Genomic DNA, 22,589 nt, shown 5'->3' with positions numbered 1-22,589 from the left:
CGCTGGTGTCGAGTATTGGCGACCCGGGTTCGATTCGATCGCCGTCGCGGTGCACGATCCGTTTCGTACGCAGTTCCAGGGAGTTGCTATGGGGAACAAGGAAATTCCGCGTGTACTAGTCGTCGGCGGCGGTCCCGCGGGATCGACGGCCGCCGCGCTGCTGGCACGGTCGGGAGTGCAGGTGACCCTCCTGGAGCGGGATACGTTCCCGCGCTACCACATCGGAGAGTCGCTGCTGGCATCGTGCCTGTCGACACTGAAGGTCTCGGGCGCCTACGACAAGGTCGCCGCGCACGGCTTCCAGATCAAGCGCGGCGGGTACTTCCAGTGGCAGACCGACACCTGGCTGCTCGACTGGTCCAAGCTGGTCGACGCCGAAGCCTGGTCCTGGCAGGTCGACCGGGCCACATTCGACGATCTACTGCTGCGCAACGCCTCCGAGCAGGGCGCCGAGGTGATCGAACAGGCCACGGTCCGCACCATCCTGTTCGAGGGCGAACGACCGGTCGCGGCCGAATGGGTCCGCGCCGGCGACGACACCGTGCAGACCCTCGAATTCGACTTCCTGGTCGACGCCACCGGCCGAGATGGTCTGCTGGCCAAGCATTTCGCGATGCGCCGCCAACATCCGGCCTTCCGCAACGTCGCGGTCTGGTCGTATTGGAAGGGCGCGCATCTACACCCCGACAGCCCCGAGGGCGCGATCAACGTGGTCTCCACCGAAGAGGGTGGCTGGTTCTGGAACATCCCGCTGGCCGACGGCCGCACGAGTGTCGGCTACGTGGTCTCCGCCCGCCTCGCCGCCGAGAAATTACGTGGTCACGACTCCCGGCAGTCCTACTATCTGCAGACGATCCGCGAGAGCAAGCCCATGTGCGAAATGCTCGAGGGCGCCGAACAGATCGCCGACGTGCGCGCCGAGCAGGACTATTCCTATGTCGCCGACCGCTTCTGCGGACCCGGCTACGTCCTCGTCGGCGATGCGGCATGCTTCCTCGACCCGCTGCTGTCGACCGGCGTGCACCTGGCGACCTACTCCGGCCTGGTCTCGGCGGCGGCCATCGCGACCACACTGCGCGGTGAGATGAGCGAAACCGACGCCCTGGCCTACTACGAGTACACCTATCGGCGCGGCTACACCCGATTCCTGTCGCTGGTCTCCCGCATGTACGAGCACTACATCGGGTCCGAGGAGTACTTCGCGCACGCCCACAAGCTCACCGACGTGCACGACGGCGACTCACCGGAGCAGTCGTTCACCCGCATCATGGCCGGTCTCACCGATGTCGGCGAGACCACCGGCGAGCAGGACCGGACCGGCACCGAGGTGATCGTGGCCGAGGCCGAGCGCCTGCACACAGCTCCCGACACCGACGGGGTCAACATCAAATACATGGGCGGGCTGGATATGTCACCGGTCTGGGACCACTGGCGCGACCCGCTGTCGGACACCACGATGGGTGAGATCCGGATCACCACCGAACCGGTACTCGGCCTGACCTCGCGACCCCGGTCCGAGGCCGAGCGGGAGGCAGTCGTACGGCCGGTACTCCCGCCGCGGAGCGCCGACGCGGCCACCCATTAGCCGCGGCGTCGGCTGGATTTCCCGATGCGAACCGACGGACGGAGTCGGTCGTGACGGCGATCGGCTCCACTCCCGGGCCGCTGGGCGAACCCTCGCCCGGCGGCCCGGGGTTCCGAACCCCCACGGACGAACAGGTCCAGCGATTCCACCACCCGCTGACCCGGAACCTGCTGGCGGACGAGGGTTTCACGACGCTCGCGCTCGAGCGCATCCTCGGCACGAGCCTGGCGGTGCGAGTACTGCGTCAGGACGAGGTCCCGGCGCGGGTGCTGCCCGCGACCGTGGCCGATGACCTTCGGCTGCACGACGACGACCGCGCGCTGATCCGGCGCTCATGTCTGGTGACCTCGGATCTGATCACCGCGTCGGTCAATTACGTGGTGGCCGTGGCCCAGCCGGCCTCGGCCAACGGTCTCGACGATGTGCGCACACCGATCGGTCACGGCCTGATCAACCGGGGCCGGACCGCGCGCCGCCATCTCGTCTGGGCCGGACCGGCGACCTGGCCCGACGGGCGGCAGTGTGCCACCAAGGCGTACATCATGACCATCGGCGACCGCCCCGTGTGCTACATCCGCGAGGCGTTCAACCCGGCCGTCGTTCCGCCCGAACACAGCGCACCGGCGCCCTCCCCGAGGGAGACCGCAGAGCCGAAGCCGGCAGGCCGCACCGAGCCGGTACCGCCCCCACGCACTGCCGCTCGATGTGCCCGGCGGCTCCCGCGACCCGCCGCCGACCGGTCCACCACACTGACCTCCGAACTCGCACAAGCGGCCCGCGGCCGGGTGTTCGCGCTCCATCTGGACCAGCGCGCCGCGGTCGCCGCACCCGACGAATCCCGAGGCGCCGCACTGTTGTACGCGGCCGCGGCCGTCCTGACGCATCTCGTGGACATACCGGTGATCGTGCTCGGTCCGGACACGCCGGACTCGGCCCCGCCGCTGGAGCAGAGTGCGGAACTGCTGCGACGCGCGGCCCCGCGGTTCCCCGGCGGCCGGATCGCGACCATGCTCGGTGAGGTCGCCGGCTTGCTGCCGGCCGCCGGGACGCCGCCACCGTCGGGTCATGAGCTGTTCAGCTCCGTCCCACAGCTCTATCCGGCCCGCGAGCTGCCGCCGCCGGCCGCCGACACCCGTCGGCATCGAGACAGCGCCCGGGCGCCGGGAGCGCGGAACCGTCCGCATCCCCGGCTGTGGTTCACCGACAGCGGTCACGATCCGGCCCCCGGCCCGGCCCGGGCGGTGTGGACCGGCGATCCCCTCGCCGTTCGTCTCGACCCGGCGCTCACACCCTCGGCCCTCGAATTACTGTGCCGCCGAACGAATCCCCATCGGCAGCCGGGCCGGCTGACACTGATCCCACCGCCCGGAACCGGCGCCGAACGGCTCACGGCATGGCAGGCCGCCGCGGCGGCCTCCGGCGTGCCGGTCGGCTGGCTGTGCGCCCCGACCGCCTCGGCCGGGTGCCCGGCCGAGATCCGCACCTTCTTCCGCACCTGCGGGACAGCCGGCATGTCCGCTGCCGGCCTGACCCTTCCGGGACCCGACACGGAACGGGCACTGCGCTGTGTCCTCTCCGTCGCATCCGAAATACGGATCGACTGAGCGATCTCGTACGGCGCATCGATATCCGAGGAGACAACAGTGCACGTTCCGACCGTCATGATCCTGCTCGATCTGGTCCTCATCATGGCCGCCGCGCACGTGCTCGGCTGGCTGTCGGAGAAATTCGGTCAGCCTCCGGTGATCGGTGAGATCGCGGCCGGAATCCTGGCCGGGCCCACCGTCATCGGGCCGCACCTGTCCTCCACACTCTTTCCGCAGGACGGGCGCCCGTACCTGAATCTGCTGGCCAATATCGGTGTGGCCGTCTTCATGTTCGTCGCCGGACTGGAACTCGATCGGGGAATCTTCGCCGGCAACCGCCGCGCCATACCCGCGGTCTCCCTCGCGGCGTACGCGGTTCCGTTCCTCCTGGGCAGCGGTGTCGCGGTCACCGTGCTGTTACGCCACGAGACCGGCAACCGGGTGCATTTCGCCCTGTTCGTCGGCTGTGCGCTGGCGGTCACGGCCTTCCCGGTGCTGGCCCGGATTCTGCACGACCGCAACCTGGTTCGCACGGAGATCGGACAGCTCAGCCTGGCCTGTGCGGCGCTGGTGGACATCATGGCGTGGACGGTGCTCGCGGTGGTGCTGGCGCTCGCCCACCCGGGTGGTGGCAGCCAGTGGCGGTTGGCGCTGCTGATCCCGCTGGTGGTTTTCCTGTGGTGGTTCCTGCGTCCGGTCCTGGGACGGATCTCGGCGATCGGCACCCAGCAGACCATGATCGTGGTCGGTGTGGGCGGTGCGCTGGGCCTGGCCGCGGTCACCGAATGGATAGGACTGCATCTGATCTTCGGCGCGTTCGCCTTCGGTGTCATCTTTCCCCGTGAGCGCCGGCAGGTGGTCGAATCCGGTGTCCGGGTGCTCAGCGCCGTGCTGCTGCCGGGTTTCTTCGTGGTCGCGGGCCTGGCCGTGGACCTCGGTTCGGTGGACTCGACCGCGATCGGCGAACTGGTGGCCATCATCGTCGTGGCGGTGGTGGGCAAGGTCTGCAGCGTCTACGCCGCCGGACGCATGACCGGGATGGACTCCCGGCCGGCCGCCGCCGTCGCGGCGCTGCTGAATACCCGGGGCCTGACCGAGCTGGTGATTCTGAACGTCGGCCTGACCACCGGGCTCATCGGCACCCAGCTGTACTCGCTCCTGGTGGTGATGGCGCTGGTGACCACCGCCTCGACCGCGCCGATGCTCCGGTTGCTCGGCATGTCCCGCGGCCCCGCCGAGACCGCTTCCACGACGGATTCGGCGGCCGCCGCGGAACCCGCGGCCGACGAGGAACATTCGGCCCGTCCGCCCGGACAACCCGTCTAGGCCGCAATATGTTGCACGGCAATGTTTTACATGCTTCGATATCGACGCTCCAAGGCCGCCGCCCACGCACGAGCAGACGATGAACCAACCGGTCGGACCGTGACGAACCGGCGATCCTCGGATAATCCGGACGGAATCGACTGATACGCAATCATATCCGCGTGCACGACCGAACCCCGTGGTGAGAGCCTCGCGGCGGCGGGCGCCCCCCCGTGGCGAGGCGTACTACTCCCACGTTCGCAAGCACCGGCCGCGACGTCGCTGCTATGTTGCTTGCATCCGATCGCTGCATCCTGCCGCGCTCGCCCGAGCTCTCGTCGAATTCCTGTTCCATCGTCTGGAGTCACCTCTTTTGACCACACCACCCTCACCGGCCCCCGGGCCCTACACCACGGCGACCGGGATATGCCCCGTCCAGCACGCCTCCCCGTTCGATGTCGTCACCGACCGGTTTTCGCTGCATACGCCCGACTTCGTCGCCGATCCCCATCGCGCGTACCGCGAGATGCGCGAGCAGCACCCCGCCCTGGTCCCGGTCGAACTGGCACCGGGCGTGCCCGCCACCCTGGTCATCGATTACGCCGTCGCGGTCCGCATCCTCAACGACCCCGACCACTTCCCGTCCGATCCGCGCACCTGGCAGAAGTCCATCCCCGAGGATTCGCCGGTGCGCCCCATGATGGAGTGGTACCCGGCCGCGCGCTACAACACCGGCGCCACCCACGCTCGCTACCGCGATCCGTCCGTGGTCGCGATCGACGCCATCGACCTGCACAGCATCCCCGCGACCGTCGAGAAGATCGCCATCCCGCTGATCAACGCGTTCAGCGAGCACGGCTCCGCCGATCTGGTGATGCAGTACTCGTTCCCGCTGGTGCTCCAGGTGCTCAATCAGATGGTGGGCTGCCCCACCGCCATCGGCACCCGGGTCGCCACCGGCATGGCGGCCCGCTTCGACACCGTCAAGGGCGCCCAGGGCATGGAGATGCTCAAGGAAGCTCTCATGGAGCTGATCGCGCTCAAACGCGAACAGCCGGGCGACGATGTGACCTCACATCTGGCTCATCATCCGAACGGCCTCAACGATATCGAGGTGTTCGCCCAGCTGATGAGCTTCTACGGGGCCGGTTTCGAGGCACAGCGCAATCTCATCACCAATGCGCTGCTGCTGATCTTCACCGATGAGCGGTTCCGGTTCGGCGACATCTACGGACGTAATCTCTCGACCACCGACGCGCTGGACGAGATCCTGTTCGACGACCCGCCGATGGCGAACTTCTGCACCACGTATCCGCGCCAGCCGATCATGATCGACAACGTGTGGTTGCCGGCCGATCAGCCGGTTCTCATCAGCCTCGCGGCCTGCAACAACGATCCCCGGATCCGCGGTGAGGGCGGTGCGAGCAGTATCGGCAACCGCTCACATCTGGCGTGGAGCACCGGCCCGCACGCCTGCCCCGCGAAATCGGTGGCCTATCTGACTGTTCAGAACGCCATCGACCAGCTCTTCGACGCCCTGCCGGAACTCCAGCTGGCGGCGGCGCCGAACCAGCTCGTGTGGCGCCCCGGCCCGTTCCACCGCGCCCTCACCTCCATGCCGGTGGTCTTCCCGCCGTCCCCGCCGCTGCCGGTGATGTAATCCGGACCGCCCCGCGCTCCCGACCGGTCACCCACCGGGCGGGGGCCGCTGGGCAACCCCGGCGCCGGTGTCGAATCTTGTATCACCGCAGGGTATTTCGTCGATCACATGAACGGGAAATGGTCCGCGTCGCGATCCGCGCGCGCCTCCAGCAGCGGATCGTCGAGGTGGCGCAGCCAGCGCGCGGGTACCCGCATGGGCTCCACATCGGGGAGATGGATGAGCCGGCCGTCGGCGTCGATCACCGTGCCGACCACGCGATACCCGTTGTCCGCCGGCAGTCCGAGCGCGGCGATCTGCTCACCGGTGAGCGCCACCTCGGTGCGCGAACGTTCGACGATCCGCACACCTTCGACGCTCGCGGGTACGGCGGAGACATCCACCGAGGTGACGGTGAGCCGGAAACGGGCGCCGGTGAGGAAGCTCGCGATCCACATCGAACTGCCCAGCCGGTCGCGATCGGGGTAGCGGCCGGCCGGTAGCCGGAAAGGCACCAGCACCGTATAGGTGTTGCCTACCTCGACGTCACGGGCGCGCACTCGCCCCGGATACCCGTTGCCACCTCCCGCCAAACCCCCGCTACCTCGACCTTTACGCCGTGACAATTGTCTTCCGGGGGTTCTCGAACGATTCGCCGGCCGGTGGCTCGCGGCAATGCGTTCGGCCACAACGGAATCGAGCCGACCGCGCCGCCGCGATGTCCGGATCGGGACCACCCTCGTATCCGATTATCCAGCAACAATTTACGTGAAAATAGTCCGGCCGATGCGCCCGCCCGGCGGCGCCGACAGCGGCGGCGACCGGTGATGTGGTTGAACCTGCAAGTCCCGGTTGAGGATCGGCGGTCGCCCCGCGGTCCGGCGCGGTCGCGTGCGCCCCGCGGTCGCGACGGTCGTCGACCACGCGTCGCGCGGTCACTCGATCATCGGTCGGCCCGGCCGAGGGCCCGCGCGACGACGCTCCCCCGAGCCGGATGAGTGCACCGTCTCACACCGAGCAGGGCGGACTCGCAGACCCCCACTCGGCTCGCGGCAGGCCTGACACGCCCCCTCACGAGGCCCCGGCCCCCGGCAGATCCGACCGCATCCACCCGCGACACCGGAACACGAAATAAGCCCCCTACCGGCCTGCGCTGGTAGAGGGCTTACTATTGCTCCCCCATCTGGACTCGAACCAGAAACCTGCCGATTAACAGTCGGCTGCTCTGCCAATTGAGCTATAGGGGATCACTCTCGGCCGAACCCTTGCGGGCCGACCGAGAGGAAACTTTAGCGTATGTCCGGTCCGGTCCCCAAATCGGGCCCGGACCTGCACGAATGCGATGGGTGGCGGTGGCCCGGGGAAGACGGCCGCGCGGACGGCCGCACACGGATCCCGAACGTCGGACGATGACCGAAACGGATGCGCGGCTGTGGAATTCGGGAGCCGGCCCGGAAAGGACCGGAATTTGTCGGTGGGGTCTGGAAAGGTGGTGCCGGATCGACAGCTCGAGTCGGCGTCGGGCAGGATGTACGACGCGGACAGCTACTGGGAGGAGCCCGAAAGAATGCTGCGGTTGATCATCGGCGTCGCAGCCGGTTATGTGCTGGGGGCCAAAGCGGGGCGGGCGCGCTACGAGCAGATCAGCAAGACCACCCGCGCTGTCGCCGCGAGCCCGGTCACCCGCAAGCTGGTGCAGGCCAGCCGCCAGAGACTGTCGGACCGCCTCAATACCCAGCCCAAGCTCGAACCCATGGAACCGCTCGACGAACGCACTACGGTCCTGGTGCCACAGGACCAGCTTCGCCGCTGATCCTCGGCAGCGTCACCGGGCCGGGCACTCGGCCCGGTGAGGCGAATCCCGGACCTCCGCTCACCGGGTGGCGGATACCACCTCCGTGATACGCCTCCCCAGCTGTTCGGGCGCTTGGGCATGGGCGAGGTGGCCCTGATCGCGCAGCAGTTCCACCCGCGCCCGCGGCAGCGCCGCGGCGATCCGATCGAAGGCCGTGCCGTACGGTGCGCCACCCCGGTTCAGCTCGCCGAGCAACAGGGTCACCGGTAGGTCCAATTCTCGATATCGGCGCGATGTCACTCGATACTCGTTGATCGCGGCCAGTTCGCGCGCCAGCGACGCCGCCAGCGGGCGCAGCACGTCCCACACGGGCGACCGGCGAAGCGCCGCAACATATTCCACGGAGAAACCCGACACGTCGGTGTTCACCAGTCGCACCGCGGCATCCAGATCACCCCGGTCGACCGCGGCCCGCAACGCCGGAATCGCCTCGGGGGCGAACGGCGCCGACACCGGTTCGTAGAGCGTCAGGGAGCTCAGATCGGTCCGCTCGCACGCCGCCTCCAGGGCGATCAGTCCCCCGTAGCTCCAGCCGAACAGCGCCGTGCCGGGGCCGAGCGCGTCGAGGACGTGATGGAGATCATCGATCTCGGTGCGGACGGTGTAGTCATCGCCCAGCGGTCCGCTCGGTGCGCGGCCGCGCCGATTGATCGTCACCACCGGGGCGCTCAGGGCGATCGAGTCGGCCACCGGCCGCCAGGTCGCGGCATCGGACATCACTCCGGGCACGATCACCAGCGGCGGACCGTCACCGTCCCGGATCTCGGCCGTGAGTCGGGTACCCGCTCGTTCGAAAGACGTCGATCTCATTCCAGGTGGAACTACTGGACGGGGGAGAAATCATCCGAGTTGCCCATGGCCTGAGTCAGCAGGCTCTTGCGGTATTGCTCGAGGGCGACCAGATCGCCGAACAGTGCCATATAGGCGTCGGGCTGTTCGGTCGAGGACACCCGCTGCAGTTTGGACTTCAACTCCGCGACCTGGCGCCCGACCCACGCCTCCTGGACCCGGGCCAGGACACCGGAGATGAACCGGGGAATGCCGTCCATCGACTTCACCGGCAGCGGTTCGGCGGCCAGTTCCGAGACCAGGGCGCGCAGCATCAGATCGTCCGTGTTGTCGGCGACCCGCGAAACCCATTCGGCGCCACCCAATCCCGCCGCGGTTCCACCGGCGGCGGCCAGCGCGCCACGCACGGCCGCGTACGCGGGATGTGTGAAGGCTTCCGATTCGAGGCTGTCGAACAGCGGGCCTGCCGTCGCCGGATACTGCAGGGCGGCGGCCAGCACCTGACGTTGCGGCAGCAGCACCGGATCACCCGGATTGGGGCGGGACGCGGCCGACTCGGACATCTTGGTCTCGGCGGCCTCGCGCGCCGGAACGCCCTGTCCGCCCTTGCCGCGGCGGGCCTGGTCACCGACCCGGCGCACCACGAGCTGGATATCGTCCCAGCCGACCCACCCGGCCAGCTTCGTCGCATACGCCTTGCGCAGCGCGTTGTCCTTGATCTGCGCCACCACCGGGACCGCGCGCCGCAGCGCCTCCACCTGGCCCTCGGGGGTGTCGAGGTTGTGGTCGGCGAGGAGACCGCGAATGACGAACTCGTACAGCGGGACTCGGCGCGCGACCAGGTCGCGGACCGCTCCGTCGCCGGAACGCTGCCGCAATTCGCACGGATCCTGCCCGTCGGGTGCGACGGCGATATAGGTCTGACCAGCCAGTTTCTGATCGCCGGAGAACGCCTTCAACGCCGCGGCCTGGCCCGCGGCGTCACCGTCGAAGGTGTAGATGATCTCACCGCGCCAGAAATTGTCGTCCATCAGCAGCCGGCGCAGCATCGACAGATGTTCGTCGCCGAAGGCGGTGCCACAGGCGGCGACGGCGGTCGTGACACCCGACAGATGCATCGCCATCACATCGGTGTAGCCCTCCACGACCACCGCCTGGTGGCTCTTGGCGATCTCGCGCTTGGCGAGATCGAGCCCGAACAGCACCTGAGACTTCTTGTACAGCACCGTTTCCGGTGTGTTGATGTATTTCGCCGTCATCTGATCGTCGTCGAACAGCCGGCGCGCCCCGAAGCCGATGACATCACCGCTCAGATTCCGGATCGGCCACAGCAGCCGGCGGTGGAAGCGATCCATCGGACCGTGCCGGCCGGGCTTGGACAGCCCCGCCGCCTCCAGTTCCTTGATGTCGAAACCCTTGCGCATCAGGTATTTCGTCAGGGTGTCCCAGCCCGCCGGGGCGTAGCCGCAGCCGAACTGCTTGGCGGCGTTGCCGTCGAAATTGCGGTCGGTGAGGTACTTGCGCGCGGTCTCGGCGGCCGGATCGCGCAGCTGCGCCTGGTAGAACTCGTGCGCGGCGGCATTGGCGGCGACCAGCCGGGCGCGGGTCCCGCGGTCGCGCTGCACCGAGGTGCCGCCACCCTCGTAGTTGATCTTGTAGCCGATCCGGTCGGCCAGCTGCTCGACCGCCTCGACGAAGCCGACATGTTCGATCTTCTGCAGGAAGGCGAAGACGTCACCGCTCTCACCGCAGCCGAAGCAGTGGAAATGGCTGTGATTGGGCCGCACGTGGAACGACGGCGACTTCTCGTCGTGGAACGGGCACAGCCCCTTCAGCGAATCGGCCCCGGCACGTTTGAGCGATACATATTCACCGACGACATCCTCGATGCGTACGCGTTCACGTATTGCCGCGATATCGCGATCCGGAAGTCGACCTGCCACGGCATCCGAGTCTAGCCGCGCACCGATCGGCCCACCCCGACGACCGGCCTCAGCGGGCGGCGATGCGCTCGAGCCGGCTCTCGGTATAGGACGCGATCTGGTCCACGATCACCCGCACGCGCTCGGCGTCGTCGGCGGCCGCCTCCCACCACGGCAGCAGAATCGGGTCCAGGCCGTGCGGCGCCCGGGCGAGCAGCCGATCGGCGACCACATGGACGCGCTCACGCTGTTCGGCCTGCCGCTGATGATGTTCGGGATCGGACATCACATATCGCAGCGCCACCGTCTTCAGCAGCGCCACCTCCGCGGCGACCACGGCCGGAACCTCCAGATCGGCGGCGTAGCGGCACAGCGACCGTCCGGACCAGGCGGCCCGGGTGGCCTCGACCGCGGCGGTGGCGAAGCGGCCGACCAGATCGCTGGTGAGCCGTTTGAGCGCGACCGAGGCACGCAGGGTGCCGTCGTAGGCCGCGGCGTCGGCGATCACCTGCAGCTGCGACAGCCGCGCACCGGCCGCGATCAGATCGTCGGCGGTCAGGTCGGCATGCTGGCGCTGCCCCAATTCGGCCAGGGCCGCCTGCTCGGCCGGATCGGCGAGGGCCCGCAGATCGATCCGCCCCACGATCACCCCGTCCTCCACATCGTGCACGGAATAGGCCACATCGTCGGCCCAGTCCATGACCTGGGATTCCAGGCTCTGCCGGCGTTCCGGAGCGCCCTTGCGCACCCAGTTCAGCCGGTCCGCGTCGGCCTCGTAGGCGCCGAATTTGGCGCCGGAAGCCGTTCTGCCCCACGGATATTTGACGGTCGCGTCCAAAGCCGCGCGGGTCAGGTTGAGGCCGAGGCTCTCCCCCGTCGCGTCGAAGACCTTCGGCTCCAGCCGGGTCAGGATGCGCAGGTTCTGGGCGTTGCCCTCGAATCCGCCGTAGGCGTCGGCGAATTCGTCGAGGGCGCGTTCGCCGTTGTGGCCGTAGGGCGGGTGACCGATATCGTGGGCCAGCCCGGCCAGATCCACCAGGTCCGCGTCGCAGCCCAGCCCCTCGGCGATACTGCGGCCGATCTGGGCGACCTCGAGCGAATGGGTGAGGCGGGTGCGCGGGGTGTCGCCCTCGCGCGGACCCATCACCTGGGTTTTGTCGGCCAGGCGCCGCAACGCGGCCGAATGCAGCACCCGGGCCCGGTCACGGGCGAAATCAGTGCGCCGCGCCGGGCTCGGCGACCACCGCAGTCCCGCCGTCGCCGCGGTCTCGGGCACCATGCGCTCGTGATCGGCGTCGACATAGGGGCATTCGGGTACGCTGTCGGGACTCATGAGGGGTACCGCCTGATTCTCACTGCTCCGCGGTGTACTTGAAGTCGGCGGAGAAATGGGTGAGCTGGTACCACAGCAACGCGCCGGTCTCGCGGGCGATGCCGTGGAACTGGGACTCTCGGGTGTAGACGGCCGGACCGGTGCGGGTCGGCGCGGTCCACGCGTCCAGCCCCGCGTCCCGGGCCATGGTCCGGGTCCGCAGCGAATGCCACGGGTCGCTGACCAGTACCGCGGAATTCAGATCGCGGGAGTGCATCGCGGCGGCGACCGCCTCGATGCTCTGCAGGGTGTCCGAACCGGTCTCCACCGCGAGGACGTGATCGGCGGGGACGCCGCGGTCGATCAGATAGTTCCTGCCGGAGGCGGCCTCGGTGTAGTTGTCCCCCACCTGTTTGCCGCCGACCGTGATGACCAGCGGGGCAACACCTTTGGTGTACAGGTGGTAGGCCTGTCCGAGCCGGGCCTCGAAGACCGAGGAGGGAGTGCCGTCGTATTGCGCGGCGCCCAGCACCACGATGGCGTCGGCAGGGGAGTAGTCGGTGATCCGGGCCACCTGCCACACCCTGAACGCGGTTCCCCCGACGAGGACCGCGCCGATGACCAGGGTCCCGGCGATGACTCGTCGCGCCCAGCGCGCGACGGCCGACCCGCGCGGGCGGCGCGGCGCCGCGGGCGGACGGGTGGGCGCTGGCTGGGTCGGGGCCGAAGGCATGACCCGAGTGTGCCAGCGCTCGGTCACGTCCCGATTACCGCCGCGTGCGGCCCGGCCGGGTCTCACCAACCGCGTTGCCGCCACTGCGCCAGCTGGGGTCTCTCGGCGCCCAGGGTGGTGTCGTCGCCGTGACCGGGATAAACCGCGGTCTCGTCGCCGAATCGGTCGAACACCTTGGTGGTGACATCGCCGTAGAGGGAATCGAAATCCTCCGGTGAGGTGGTGCGTCCCACACCACCGGGAAACAGGCAGTCACCGGTGAACAGGTGAGTGTGTCCGTCGCCGTCGGTCAGTGCCAGCGCCACCGACCCCGGGGTGTGCCCGCGCAGATGGACGACCTCGAAGGAGAGATCGCCGATCCGTACGGTGTCCCCCTCGGCGAGCAACCGGTCCGGCGGCACCGGCAGCGGTGCCGCGTCGAGAGCGTGCGCGGCGGTCGTGACACCGGTATCGGCCACCACGGCACTGAGTGCCTGCCAGTGGTCGGCGTGCTGATGGGTGGTGACGAGCAGCCGCAACCGGCCCGGCACCTCCTGATCCAGCAGCGCCAGAATACGCTCGGACTCGTTGGCGGCATCGATCAGGATCGCGTCACCGGTGGCGGTGTCCTGCACCAGATAGACGTTGTTGTCCATGGCGCCGACCGACATCTTGACGATCCGGGCGCCCGGCACATCCCGCTGCTGCGGATTGCTGCCGGGCGCGACATGTCCCGTATAGGGGATATCCAGCGTGATCACGGTGACGATGGTAATCACCGGAGCCGACACGAGTCGGCCCGAATCAACGCCACATCCGCGGCGACGGCGGATACATTCGACTCATGCCGCCGCTCCCGCGTCCGAGCCGACCACAGCCGCCGGCGATGCTCGCGGCCCTGGTGTCGATCGTGATCGGCCTCGTGCTCGGCTGCTGCGGGCCGGCGGTGGCCGAGGAACCGACCCGGCTCGACACCTACATCACCGATACCGCGCAGGTCCTCGACGACTCCCAGCGCGATACCGTCCGCGCGTCGCTGGACGCGCTCTACACCTCCCATCGCGAGCGGCTGTGGGTGGTCTACGTCCGCGATTTCGGCGGCCTCGACCCGCGGACGTGGGGTGAGCGCACGGCGCAGGCGTCCGGCTTCGGCGATCGCGATGTACTGCTGTCGATCGCGACCGCCGACCGCTCCTACGCCTTCACCGGCGCGCTGCCGCCCTCGGTCAGCGAGTCGGAGCTGAACTCCCTGCTCACCGATCAGGTGGAGCCGCGGTTGCGTAATGCCCAGTGGGCCGATGCCGCGATCGCCACGGCGGACGGATTGTCCACGGCCATGGGCGATTCCGGCGGCGTCGGCATCTGGCCGCTGATCGTGATCACCCTGATCGTGCTGGGCGTGATCGGCACCGTCCTGGGATATTCGCGGTTGCGGCGCCGGGCCCGGGGGCGGGCCGAGGCCGAGGCGGCGCGTGCGGTGGATCCCACCGATGCCGCCGCTCTGACCCGGATGCGCCCGGACCTGCTCGACGCCCGCTCCGCCCAGGTGCTGGTCGACACCGACAACGCGATCCGCGACAGCGCCGAGGAACTTCGCCTGGCCACAGACGAATTCGGCGCCACCGCGACCGCACCGTTCGCCGCCGCGCTGGAGGCCGCGAAACAGGCCATGGCGCACGCCTTTTCGATTCGGCAGCGGCTGGACGACGACATTCCGGAAACTCCGGACGAACGCCGCGATCTGCTGGTCGAGCTGATTTCCACCTGTGGCCGCGCCGACGCCGAACTCGACGCCAAGGTCAGCGAATTCGACGCGATGCGCGATCTGCTGATCGATGCGCCACAACGATTGGACGCGCTCACTCGCGATGTCGTCGATCTGACCGTACGGGTGCCCGGCGCCCAGGACACGCTGCGCCGACTGCTGGCCGCACAGCCGGAATCGGTGACCGCACCGGTGCGCGACAACGTGACGATGGCACAGGAGCGCATCGGTTTCGCCGAGCAGACGATCGAGCAGGGCCGGCGGGCCGCCGCGCAACCGGTCGGCCGCCAAGGCGGCGTGGTCGCGGCGATTCGCGGTGCCGAGGCCGCGGTCACCGCCGCCCGCGCCCTGCTCGACGCCGTCGACACCGCCGAGACCGATATCACCCAGGCCCGTGCCGGATTGCCCGCCGCGGTCGCGGAACTGGAGCGTGACCTCGAGACCGCCAGCGGCCTGACCGAACACGGTGGTGCGGAATTGGCCGCGGCGGTGGTCGGCGCGCGCACCGCGTTGGATACCGCTCGCGGCACCGGTGAGGCCGACCCGCTGGGCACCTTCCAGCGCGCGGTGGCCGCGGACAACGCCCTCGATCGCGCGGTCGCGGCGGCCGGTGAACGCACATTCGCCGCCGATCAGCTCCGCCGCCGCCTCGACCAGGCGATGACCGCCGCACAGGCGCAGGTCCGCGCCGCGGGCGATTTCATCGATACCCGCCGCGGCGGCATCGACGCCACGCCGCGCACCCGCCTCGCCGAGGCACAGCGCAATCTCGCCCGGGCGCAGACTCTTTCGGCCACCGATCCGCAGTCCGCGCTCGACGCCGCGCAGCAGGCGGCCGAGCTGGCCACGAGGGCATTGAGCGCCGCACAGGCCGACGTTCGCGATTGGCAGGCGCGGCAGCCGGTTTCGGGGACCTCGCAGGCGGGCGCGGTCCTCGGCGGCATCCTCATCGACAGCCTGCTGCGCGGCGCCGGCAGTGGTTACCGGAACCGTCCGATGGGCGGAACGAACTGGGGCCCCGCCTCATTCGGCGGCTCCGGCGGATCGCGCCGGATCAGCCGCGGCGGACGCTTCTGACACGGGTGCCGCGTCGGATCGGCGCGGCTCAGCGCGCCGGCGGAACCGGCTCCCCGGCGCGGGTAGCCAGCCACTGTTGGATCTCGATCAGGTTGCCCTCCGGATCCCGCAGGTAGGCACAGCGGATGCGGCCGTCGTATTCGACCGGGCCACTCAGGATCTCGGCGCCACGTTCCCGCAGCAGGGCGATATATCCGGCGAGGTCGTCGACACGCAGCGACACCATCGCCGCATCGGCGCCGGACGCCGCGGGGCGCAGGACGGCGCCGAGCGTCGCGGCCAGATCGGCCCGATCGTGCAGGGCCAGCGCACTACCCAGTTCCGGTTTGAACGCGACATAGGGCGGGCGCGGATCGTCGAACTGCGGTGTGAGTCCGATGATGTCGCGATAGAACGTGACACAGCCGGCGAAATCGCGGACTACCAGGCGAATCTGAGTGAGGTGCACCCGAGCAATCTACGCCCGGTCACAACCAGCCGAGACGTTCGGCGGCACGAACCGCCTCGGCGCGCGTGCGGGTGCCGGTTTTGCCGATGGCCGCCGACAGATGGTTGCGCACCGTGCCCTCGGACAGATGCAGCCGGCGGGCGATCACCCCGGCCGTCACCCCGTCGGCCGCGGCCGCGAGGACCTCCCGCTCCCGTTCCGTCAACGGCGAGGTCCCGGCGGTCAGGGTTTCGGTGGCCAGCGCCGGATCGACCACCCGCAAGCCCATGTGCACCCGGCGCACCGCATCGGCCAGTTCCCGCGCCGGCGTGTCCTTCACGACGAATCCGTCCGCGCCGGCGTCGATGGCGCGGCGCAGATATCCGGGCCGGCCGAAGGTGGTGACCATGAGAATGCGCAGGGCGGGGAATTCGGCACGCAACCGCTCGGCCACCGAAATACCGTCCATACCGGGCATTTCCACATCGAGCAGCGCGACATCCGGAGCACTGCGGCGCACCGCGTCCGCGACCTCGTCGCCACGGCCGACCTCGGCCACCACCTCCAGATCGGCTTCGAGACCGAGTAGCGCCGCGAGAGCACCCCGGACCAGGGCCTGATCATCGGCGAGCAGCAGCCGGATCATCGCGCGCCACCCCGGTCACCGTCGGATCTCACCTCTCGCACACGTCAGACCCTATCGGGATACCGGTCGACGCGGCCGGGTACCGCCGCAGAGGCGGCCGATCGGGTGGAGGCGCACCGTGCGCGACCGGGAACCGGGGAGGTCCGCCTACTCGGGGAATTCGGCCGCGATGAGCACTCCACCGTCCGGGGGCGAATCGACCGTGAGGACGCCACCGGCCGCCCGGACCCGCTCGCCGAGACCGGTGAGCCCCGAACCGAAGACGGCACCGGCCGAACCGGCACCGTCGTCGCGGATCTCGATGCGCGCCCCCTCGACTCGGACCCGGCAGTGGCGGGCGCCGCTGTGGCGCACCACATTGGTCACCGCCTCCCGCAACACCCAACCGAAGATCTCCGCCTTCCGATCGGGCAGATCGGCCGGATCCGGCAGGTCGGCATCGATTCCGGCGGCACGCAGCGCCGTTCGAGCGTTCGCGATCTCACCGTGGAGAGTCACCTCACGCAGTCCACCGACGGTATCGCGAACCCCGGCCAGCGCTTCCCGCGCCAGCCGCTCCACATCCGCCATCTCCTGTCCGGCCCGGGCCGGGTCGGATTCGAGCAGCCGCTGCGCCAGTTCGGTTTTGACCGTGATGACGGTCAGCGAATGACCGAGGATGTCGTGCACATCGCGCGCGACCCGGTTGCGCTCCTCGACGATCGCCAGCTCCCCCTGCTGGCGCCGGACCAGTTCACGCAACTGCTGGCGACGGGCGCCGATCTCGCGGCCGGTCCACATGATCACCGGAACGAAAGCGAAATACAGTGGGGTGCTACCGAAATGCAGGCCGGGCATCAGCGTCGACCCGACCAGCAGGACGGCTATGCCCGCTACCACGACGCCGGATTTCGCCGGGGGAAGGGTGAATACCGCCGCCGCGGCCACATAGATCGCGGTGGCGAGGGCGGCGAGGCCGAGCAGCGCGACCAGTGCCACCGACAGCGTCGCCAGCGCACCGACCACCACCCAGCGCGGCCATTCACAGGACACCGGGAGCATCGAGGCGACAGTGGCTCGCCGATCGGTGGCCGGGCGATCGAAGAGCTGCCGCTCATCCCAATCCGGTTGCCGGAAGGGCCCGAAGCAGGACGCCATGAGCACCCAGAACAACAGCAAACAGACAGCCGCGGCCACCGCGCGCGGATAACGGCCGTCATGCCACTGCGACACGATCGGCCCGATCAGATACAGCAGCCACAGCATCGCCAGCATCGCGCCGAACGCGAAGCGACGCTGCTGGATACCGGAGCGGGACGGGACCTGGTTGCCGACCGTCCGGCGCGCGATCCGGTCCAGCACACCGGTGATCGGCCGATCCAGCGCAGGTCCGCGCAACCTCACTGTCCGCCTCCCGCCCTGGTCGCCGCCACCGCGCTCCGACGCTACCGCACCGTCCGCCGAGGCGGACGGTGCGGCGACCCGGTCAGCGGGCGGTGTCACGACGGAACAGCACCGCCGCACCACAGCCGAAGGCCGCGGCCCAGGCCACGACGTTCAGCACGGCCAGCGCGGCCGAGCCCGCGCTGGTGTCGCCGAGCGGCAACCGTGCCAGCGTCGCGACCCCGTTGGTCGGGAAGATCCGCGACACCGTGTCGAACCACCCGTGCAGTGGCATGAACAGCCCACCGGCGAACGACAGCAGCGCCAGTACCGGGCCGAGGATCTGCATCACGTTCTCCGACGGCAGCAGATAGCCCATGAACAAGCCGAAAGCGGCGAAGACCACCGAGGTGAGCCAGGCGATCAGGAAGCAGGACACCCACGCGGCCGCGGTCAGCCGCGCTCCGGTGATCGCGCCACCGACGAAAACCACGGCCACCGAACACAATCCGAGCACCATGGCACAGGCCAGCTTGGTGGCGACGTAAGCCGCCGGACGCAACGGTGTCAGTCGCAGCTGGCGCACCCATCCGGCGGCCCGCTCCACGGCCACCATCGCCCCGCCGCTGGTGGTCGCGAGCATCGCACCGTAGACCGCCATGGACACCATCACGTAGGCGGTGACATTGGCCGAACCGTAGACCGAGGCCCGCGCCGAGGATTGGCTGCCGAAGACGACGAAGAACACCAGCGGCATCACCAGGGCGAAGAGGACGGTGCGCCGATTGCGCATCATGCGGCGCAGTTCGAGAAGCAGGAAGCCGCGGCGCAATCCCCCGGCGCCGGGGCGCGCACCGCGCGGGACGGATGTGGTGACGGTACTCATCTCAGTTCTCTCCGGTCAGTGCGAGGAAGGCGGCTTCGAGGTTGTGGCCGGTGATCTCGAGGTCGACGGCCGTCGTCGCGGTCAGCAGATAGCGGGCCACGGCGTCGGAATCCTTGCCGTGCACCAGCACCCGGTCCCCGCGCTGTTCGACCCGGTCGACACCGGAGATCGCGAGCAGCCGGTCCCGATCGGCCGCGGGCAGTGTCGCCGAGACGGTGCGCCCGGAGGCCAGATTCTTCACCGCCGCCGCGCTGCCGTCGGCGACGACCTTTCCGTTGCGTACCAGGACGATTCGATCGGCGTAGGCGTCGGCCTCGTCGAGGTAGTGGGTGGCGAAGACGACGGTGCGGCCCCGACGGGCATCCGAGCGCATGGCGTTCCAGAAATCGCGCCGGCCCTCGACGTCCATACCGGTGGTCGGCTCGTCGAGGATCAGCAGATCCGGATCGGGCAGCAGCGCGAGCGCGAAACGCAGTCGCTGCTGCTGGCCCCCCGAACATTTGCCGACCATCCGATCCGCGATGCCGTCGATACCGGCACGGATGAGGACCTCACCGGCCGGCCGGGGGTGGTGGTGCAGTGCGGCGACCGCGCGCACGGTTTCGCCGACGGTCAGATCCGGCAGCAGCCCGCCGGATTGCAGTACGGCCGAAATACGTCCGGCCGCGGTCGCTTCGGCGGGAGACCCGCCGAGAATCCGGACGCTGCCGGCGTCGGGCCGCAGCAGGCCCAGCATCATGTCGATACTGGTGGACTTCCCCGCGCCGTTGGGTCCGAGGAAGGCGACGACTTCCCCGGCGGTGACGGTCAGGTCGAGACCGTCGACGGCGTGGACGGGTCCGGTGGTGCCGCGAAAGGTCTTGCTCAATCCGCGAAGCTCGATCACCGGTGCGGCGGCGACCCGTTCCGCCGGACCGGAGGTCATTGCTGATGTCATGGTTCCACTGTCGCTCGGACCCGGTCCCCGAACCTGGTCCGAGCGTCACGACTGTGCCATGACAGATGTCATGGTTCCCGCGAGATCAGGGCAGCAGGACGATCTTGCCCCTGGTGTGCCCGCGCTCGAGTTCGGTGAAAGCGTCGCGCACGGCGGTGAGTGGATAGGTCGCGGCGATGGGGATCCGCAGGGTCCCGGCCGCGGCCAGGTCGGCCAGTTCGGCGAGCACGTCGATGGTGTTGGCGGCGGCGTTGCCCTCCGCCTTGACACCGTACTTCTCCACGGCGGCGAAGTCGGCGATGGTATCGATGCGATCGGGCTTCACGCCGAGCTCGAGCGCCAGTTCCACATATCCGGTGCCGTAGGTGTCGATGAACGCGTCGATGCCGCCGGGGGCGAGGGCACGGAGGCGATCGGCCAGTCCGTCGCCGTAGACGACCGGCACGGCCCCGAGTTCGCGCAGATATTCCTGATTGCCCGGACCGGCGATGCCGATCACGGTGACGCCGCGCTCCCGAAGTAGCTGCACCACAACAGCTCCCACTCCACCGGCGGCGCCGGACACCGCGATGGTGTCACCTGTTGCCGGGCTGACCGCCCGCGCGGCGGCGAAGGCGGTGGTACCCGCCACGTACAGCGAACCGGCGACCTCCCACGACAGGGCGGTGGGTTTGGGCGTGATCTGCTCGGCCGGAACCACCACCCGGGTGGCGTGGCTGGACCGCTCTTCGCTGAAGCCGAGCACCTCGTCCCCCACGGCGACGCCGCCGACGCCTTCGCCCAGGGCGGCGATCCGGCCCGCGAAGTCGGTGCCCTCACCGGAGGGGAAGGTCGCGGGCCAGCGCTCGTGCAGTGCGCCGGTGCGGATCTTCGATTCCCCCGGATTGATTCCCGCGGCGACCACATCGACCGCCACCCGGCCGGGACCCGGCTGCGGATCCGGCACCTCCCGCACATCCAGTACGCCGATGTCACCGTAACGATCGAATGTGACCGCCTGCGCCATGACCAGCACCTTTCGTCGGAACTGTCGGGCCGAGCCCGGCACGGACGAGAAACCGGACGAGCTCGGACTGCTCAGTGGCCGAAACGGATCCCGCACCCGGGATATTCCGGCCCGGCCCCGCGGCTCAGGCGCCCAGCAGGCGCTGCGCCAGATAGCCCTCGACCTGGTCGAGGGCGATGCGCTCCTGGCTCATCGAGTCCCGCTCGCGCACGGTGACGGCCTGGTCCTCGAGGGTCTCGAAGTCGACCGTGATGCAGAACGGGGTGCCGATCTCGTCCTGGCGGCGGTAGCGGCGGCCGATCGCACCGGCGTCGTCGAAGTCGACATTCCAGTTCCGGCGCAGTTGCGCGGCAAGGTCTTTCGCCTTCGGCGACAGATCGGCGTTGCGCGACAGCGGAAGTACCGCGGCCTTCACCGGCGCCAGGCGGCGGTCCAGCCGCAGCACGGTGCGCTTCTCCATGACGCCCTTGGCGTTCGGCGCCTCGTCCTCGGTGTAGGCGTCGATCAGGAAGGCCATCAGCGAGCGGGTCAGGCCGGCCGCGGGCTCGATCACGTACGGGGTGTAGCGCTCGTTGGTGTTCTGATCGAAGAAGCTCAGATCGGTGCCGGAATGCTCCGAATGGGTCTTCAGATCGAAATCGGTGCGGTTGGCGACACCCTCGAGCTCACCCCATTCGCTGCCCTGGAAGTGGAAGCGGTACTCGATATCGACCGTGCGGGTCGAGTAGTGCGAGAGCTTCTCCTTCGGGTGCTCGTACAGGCGCAGATTCTCCGCCTCGATACCCAGATCGGTGTACCAGGCCAGCCGGGTATCGATCCAGTACTGATGCCACCGCTCGTCCTCACCCGGCTTGACGAAGAACTCCATCTCCATCTGCTCGAACTCGCGGGTGCGGAAGATGAAGTTGCCGGGGGTGATCTCGTTGCGGAAGCTCTTGCCGATCTGCGCGATGCCGAACGGCGGCTTCTTGCGCGCGGTGGTCATCACATTGGCGAAGTTGACGAAGATGCCCTGCGCGGTCTCCGGACGCAGATAGTGCAGACCCTCCTCGGACTCGATCGGCCCGAGGTAGGTCTTGAGCATCATGTTGAAATCGCGCGGCTCGGTCCACTTGCCGACGGTGCCACAGTCGGGGCAGCCGATCAGCTCCATGGACACGGAGTCCGGATCGTCGATCTTGTGCTTCTCGGCGTAGGCCTCCTGCAGGTGATCCTGCCGGTGCCGCTTATGGCAGTTCAGGCATTCCACCAGCGGATCGTTGAAGACACTGACATGCCCCGAGGCCACCCACACCGGTCGCGGCAGGATGATCGAGGAGTCCAGGCCGACCACATCGTCGCGGCTGGTGACCATGGCGCGCCACCACTGCTTCTTGATGTTCTCCTTGAGCTCCACGCCGAGCGGACCGTAATCCCACGCCGACCGGGTCCCTCCGTAGATCTCGCCGCTGGGGTAAACCAGACCCCGGCGCTTGGCGAGATTCGCGACGGTGTCGATCTTCGACTTGGGTGCCACGGCTGGAGCTCTCCCTCTGGATGGCGGGTGCAACGATTCGAACCAGCCTAGCGATGCCGCCGGGAGCAGCGCGAAGCAGTATCGCCACACCCACCAGCCGATCGGGCCAGTGCGCGGGCGCCTCCGTGCTCACACGCCCCGTCGGCCGATCGCCGCGGCGCGCTTGTCGTCCAGCCAGAGCCCCGCCCCGTAGGTGGCGTGTGCGCGGACACCGCCGAGCGGCTTCTCCCCTGGAATCTGTTGTGCCGCAACGATCGAACCG

General features: G+C 68.9%; 19 protein-coding genes and 1 tRNA gene. 6 read left to right on the top strand and 14 right to left on the bottom strand.

All coding sequences use genetic code 11. The features are described from left to right. Window positions 1-88: 88 nt before the first annotated feature. The 4 genes from qhpG to LKD76_RS09480 all read left to right on the top strand — a co-directional run bounded on the left by qhpG (window position 89) and on the right by LKD76_RS09480 (window position 6,136). On the top strand, window positions 89-1,585 hold the full coding sequence (qhpG, locus tag LKD76_RS09495; RefSeq protein WP_227980660.1) for a flavin-dependent monooxygenase QhpG: 1,497 nt from the start codon (window positions 89-91) through the stop codon (window positions 1,583-1,585). 50 nt (window positions 1,586-1,635) lie between these two features. After that, window positions 1,636-3,189, top strand: a complete 1,554-nt coding sequence (locus LKD76_RS09490; protein WP_227980659.1) for a 3-deoxy-7-phosphoheptulonate synthase — start codon at window positions 1,636-1,638, stop codon at window positions 3,187-3,189. A gap of 39 nt (window positions 3,190-3,228) precedes the next feature. Further along, window positions 3,229-4,497, top strand: a complete 1,269-nt coding sequence (locus tag LKD76_RS09485) for a cation:proton antiporter (RefSeq protein ID WP_227980658.1) — start codon at window positions 3,229-3,231, stop codon at window positions 4,495-4,497. A gap of 352 nt (window positions 4,498-4,849) precedes the next feature. Further along, the gene (locus tag LKD76_RS09480) at window positions 4,850-6,136 is read left to right on the top strand and encodes a cytochrome P450 family protein (RefSeq protein ID WP_227980657.1); all 1,287 of its coding nucleotides are present in this window, start codon (window positions 4,850-4,852) and stop codon (window positions 6,134-6,136) included. Window positions 6,137-6,240: 104 nt separating this feature from the next. Here the strand turns inward: LKD76_RS09480 and LKD76_RS09475 are convergent, their stop codons facing one another. Continuing rightward, window positions 6,241-6,675 carry a hypothetical protein gene (locus LKD76_RS09475; protein WP_227980656.1) on the bottom strand — a complete coding sequence of 145 codons (435 nt, stop codon included), beginning with the start codon at window positions 6,673-6,675 and terminating at the stop codon, window positions 6,241-6,243. 614 nt (window positions 6,676-7,289) lie between these two features. Further along, window positions 7,290-7,362 (bottom strand) — tRNA-Asn (locus LKD76_RS09470). Window positions 7,363-7,682: 320 nt separating this feature from the next. On the opposite strand from LKD76_RS09470, the gene LKD76_RS09465 reads away from it, so the two are divergent. After that, a complete protein-coding gene (locus LKD76_RS09465; protein ID WP_227985174.1) occupies window positions 7,683-7,928 on the top strand; it encodes a hypothetical protein in 246 nt (81 codons plus the stop codon). Between the two features lie 60 nt (window positions 7,929-7,988). On the opposite strand, the gene LKD76_RS09460 is transcribed toward LKD76_RS09465, so the two are convergent. The 5 genes from LKD76_RS09460 to LKD76_RS09440 form a co-directional block, all read right to left on the bottom strand. Next, on the bottom strand, window positions 7,989-8,780 hold the full coding sequence (locus LKD76_RS09460; protein ID WP_227980655.1) for an alpha/beta fold hydrolase: 792 nt from the start codon (window positions 8,778-8,780) through the stop codon (window positions 7,989-7,991). Between the two features lie 11 nt (window positions 8,781-8,791). After that, window positions 8,792-10,702: a DNA primase gene (dnaG, locus tag LKD76_RS09455; RefSeq protein WP_227980654.1), complete on the bottom strand. Its 1,911-nt coding sequence runs from the start codon at window positions 10,700-10,702 to the stop codon at window positions 8,792-8,794. Between the two features lie 49 nt (window positions 10,703-10,751). Further along, complete coding sequence (locus LKD76_RS09450; protein WP_227980653.1) at window positions 10,752-12,014, bottom strand: deoxyguanosinetriphosphate triphosphohydrolase; 1,263 nt, start codon at window positions 12,012-12,014, stop codon at window positions 10,752-10,754. A gap of 19 nt (window positions 12,015-12,033) precedes the next feature. Further along, window positions 12,034-12,726: a YdcF family protein gene (locus LKD76_RS09445; protein WP_227980652.1), complete on the bottom strand. Its 693-nt coding sequence runs from the start codon at window positions 12,724-12,726 to the stop codon at window positions 12,034-12,036. Between the two features lie 62 nt (window positions 12,727-12,788). Continuing rightward, window positions 12,789-13,466, bottom strand: a complete 678-nt coding sequence (locus LKD76_RS09440; protein ID WP_227980651.1) for an MBL fold metallo-hydrolase — start codon at window positions 13,464-13,466, stop codon at window positions 12,789-12,791. Between the two features lie 83 nt (window positions 13,467-13,549). On the opposite strand from LKD76_RS09440, the gene LKD76_RS09435 reads away from it, so the two are divergent. Beyond that, entirely contained in the window at window positions 13,550-15,547 is a 1,998-nt protein-coding gene (locus LKD76_RS09435; RefSeq protein ID WP_227980650.1) for a TPM domain-containing protein, read from the top strand. 28 nt (window positions 15,548-15,575) lie between these two features. Here the strand turns inward: LKD76_RS09435 and LKD76_RS09430 are convergent, their stop codons facing one another. The 7 genes from LKD76_RS09430 to LKD76_RS09400 all read right to left on the bottom strand — a co-directional run bounded on the left by LKD76_RS09430 (window position 15,576) and on the right by LKD76_RS09400 (window position 22,327). Beyond that, window positions 15,576-15,995 carry a VOC family protein gene (locus tag LKD76_RS09430; RefSeq protein WP_227980649.1) on the bottom strand — a complete coding sequence of 140 codons (420 nt, stop codon included), beginning with the start codon at window positions 15,993-15,995 and terminating at the stop codon, window positions 15,576-15,578. 19 nt (window positions 15,996-16,014) lie between these two features. Continuing rightward, on the bottom strand, window positions 16,015-16,620 hold the full coding sequence (locus LKD76_RS09425) for a response regulator transcription factor (RefSeq protein ID WP_227980648.1): 606 nt from the start codon (window positions 16,618-16,620) through the stop codon (window positions 16,015-16,017). Window positions 16,621-16,767: 147 nt separating this feature from the next. Next, window positions 16,768-18,003 carry a sensor histidine kinase gene (locus tag LKD76_RS09420; protein ID WP_227980647.1) on the bottom strand — a complete coding sequence of 412 codons (1,236 nt, stop codon included), beginning with the start codon at window positions 18,001-18,003 and terminating at the stop codon, window positions 16,768-16,770. An 82-nt stretch (window positions 18,004-18,085) separates the two neighbouring features. Beyond that, window positions 18,086-18,868: an ABC transporter permease gene (locus LKD76_RS09415; protein ID WP_227980646.1), complete on the bottom strand. Its 783-nt coding sequence runs from the start codon at window positions 18,866-18,868 to the stop codon at window positions 18,086-18,088. Window position 18,869: 1 nt separating this feature from the next. Next, window positions 18,870-19,805, bottom strand: coding sequence for an ABC transporter ATP-binding protein (locus LKD76_RS09410; RefSeq protein ID WP_227980645.1), 936 nt, complete (start codon window positions 19,803-19,805; stop codon window positions 18,870-18,872). A gap of 85 nt (window positions 19,806-19,890) precedes the next feature. After that, complete coding sequence (locus LKD76_RS09405; RefSeq protein WP_227980644.1) at window positions 19,891-20,811, bottom strand: NADP-dependent oxidoreductase; 921 nt, start codon at window positions 20,809-20,811, stop codon at window positions 19,891-19,893. 124 nt (window positions 20,812-20,935) lie between these two features. Further along, window positions 20,936-22,327 carry a glycine--tRNA ligase gene (locus LKD76_RS09400; RefSeq protein ID WP_227980643.1) on the bottom strand — a complete coding sequence of 464 codons (1,392 nt, stop codon included), beginning with the start codon at window positions 22,325-22,327 and terminating at the stop codon, window positions 20,936-20,938. Between the last annotated feature and the right edge of the window lie 262 nt (window positions 22,328-22,589).

This window comes from Nocardia spumae (genome assembly GCF_020733635.1).
GTDB classification, from domain to species: Bacteria; Actinomycetota; Actinomycetes; order Mycobacteriales; family Mycobacteriaceae; genus Nocardia; species Nocardia spumae.
This window is presented reverse-complemented; position numbering and strand designations above follow the sequence as displayed.

Bases quoted from the DNA above. Each gene is read 5' to 3' on its own strand.
- qhpG (WP_227980660.1), top strand. From the start codon at position 89: ATGGGGAACAAGGAAATTCCGCGTGTACTAGTCGTCGGCGGCGGTCCC.
- LKD76_RS09465 (WP_227985174.1), top strand. From the start codon at position 7,683: ATGCTGCGGTTGATCATCGGCGTCGCAGCCGGTTATGTGCTGGGGGCC.
- LKD76_RS09460 (WP_227980655.1), bottom strand. From the start codon at position 8,780: ATGAGATCGACGTCTTTCGAACGAGCGGGTACCCGACTCACGGCCGAG.
- LKD76_RS09450 (WP_227980653.1), bottom strand. From the start codon at position 12,014: ATGAGTCCCGACAGCGTACCCGAATGCCCCTATGTCGACGCCGATCAC.
- LKD76_RS09445 (WP_227980652.1), bottom strand. From the start codon at position 12,726: ATGCCTTCGGCCCCGACCCAGCCAGCGCCCACCCGTCCGCCCGCGGCG.
- LKD76_RS09435 (WP_227980650.1), top strand. From the start codon at position 13,550: ATGCCGCCGCTCCCGCGTCCGAGCCGACCACAGCCGCCGGCGATGCTC.
- LKD76_RS09425 (WP_227980648.1), bottom strand. From the start codon at position 16,620: ATGATCCGGCTGCTGCTCGCCGATGATCAGGCCCTGGTCCGGGGTGCT.
- LKD76_RS09415 (WP_227980646.1), bottom strand. From the start codon at position 18,868: ATGAGTACCGTCACCACATCCGTCCCGCGCGGTGCGCGCCCCGGCGCC.
- LKD76_RS09410 (WP_227980645.1), bottom strand. From the start codon at position 19,805: ATGACATCAGCAATGACCTCCGGTCCGGCGGAACGGGTCGCCGCCGCA.
- LKD76_RS09405 (WP_227980644.1), bottom strand. From the start codon at position 20,811: ATGGCGCAGGCGGTCACATTCGATCGTTACGGTGACATCGGCGTACTG.